Raw genomic sequence first — 1,179 nt, 5'->3', positions numbered from 1 at the left:
TCCACCGTCGCGCTGTCACCGATGATATCAATGCCGTGAGCGCCGCCACTGACATCCAGATCGCCGTCCTGGATAACGGTGCCGTTATTGCCGTTGATTTCTGTTGCCAGTGGAGTCGGTACCATCAATGACCGTTTTACCACTGTTATTCGCCGTGGCGTCGTCACCGTTAATCTGTGTGCCGGTGCCGCCGTTGCTGATGGTGCTGTCGCCTTCGTTATTAACAACCGCCTGGTCGCCGTCGATCTGAATACCGATGGATTCCGGATCGGTAACGGTCATGGTGCCTTTGTTATCTACCGTCGCACTGTCGCCGGTGATATCAATCGCCGTGCGCCCGCCGCTGACGTCCAGATCGCCGTCCTGAACAACTTTCCCGTTATTACCGTTGATTTCCGTACCGCTGGAGTCTTTACCGTCAACTGTGGTTTTGCCGCCGTTATTCGCCGTGGTGTCGTCACCGTTAATCTGCGTGCCGGTGCCACCGTTGCTGATGGTGCTGTCGCCTTCGTTATTAACAACCGCCTGGTCGCCGTCGATCTGAATACCAATGGATTCCGGATCGGTCACGGTCATGGTGCCGTTGTTGTCCACCGTCGCGCTGTCGCCGGTGATATCAATCCCGTGCGCCCCGCCGCTGACGTCCAGATCGCCGTCCTGGATAACGGTGCCGTTATTACCGTTGATTTCCGTGCCAGATGAGTCGCTACCATCAACGACTGTTTTACCGCCGTTATTCGCCGTGGTGTCGTCACCGTTAATCTGTGTGCCGGTGCCACCGTTGGTGATGGTGCTGTCGCCTTCGTTATTAACAACTGCCTGGTCGCCGTCGATCTGAATACCGATGGACTCCGGATCGGTCACGGTCATGGTGCCGTTGTTGTCCACCGTCGCACTGTCGCCGGTGATATCAATCCCGTGTGCGCCGCCGCTGACGTCCAGATCGCCGTCCTGGATAACCTTCCCGTTATTGCCGTTGATTTCTGTACCAGTGGCGTCTTTACCGTCAACGGTGGTTTTGCCGCCGTTATTCGCCGTGGTGTCGTCACCGTTAATCTGTGTGCCGGTGCCACCGTTGGTGATGGTGCTGTCGCCTTCTGTTAATACAACTGCCTGGTCGCCGTCGATCTGAATACCGATGGATTCCGGATCGGTCACGGTCATGGTGCCGTTGTTGTC

1 pseudogene is annotated in these 1,179 nt (G+C 56.7%); it reads right to left on the bottom strand.

The window, feature by feature from the left end:
- A pseudogene (locus CRI63_RS23525) lies at positions 1 to 1,179 on the bottom strand (autotransporter domain-containing protein); the annotation flags it as partial.

This window comes from Escherichia sp. E2661 (assembly GCF_004745185.1).
Classification (GTDB): Bacteria; Pseudomonadota; Gammaproteobacteria; order Enterobacterales; family Enterobacteriaceae; genus Escherichia.
Note: the sequence above shows the minus strand (reverse complement) of the source record. Positions and strands in the feature narration are given on the sequence as shown.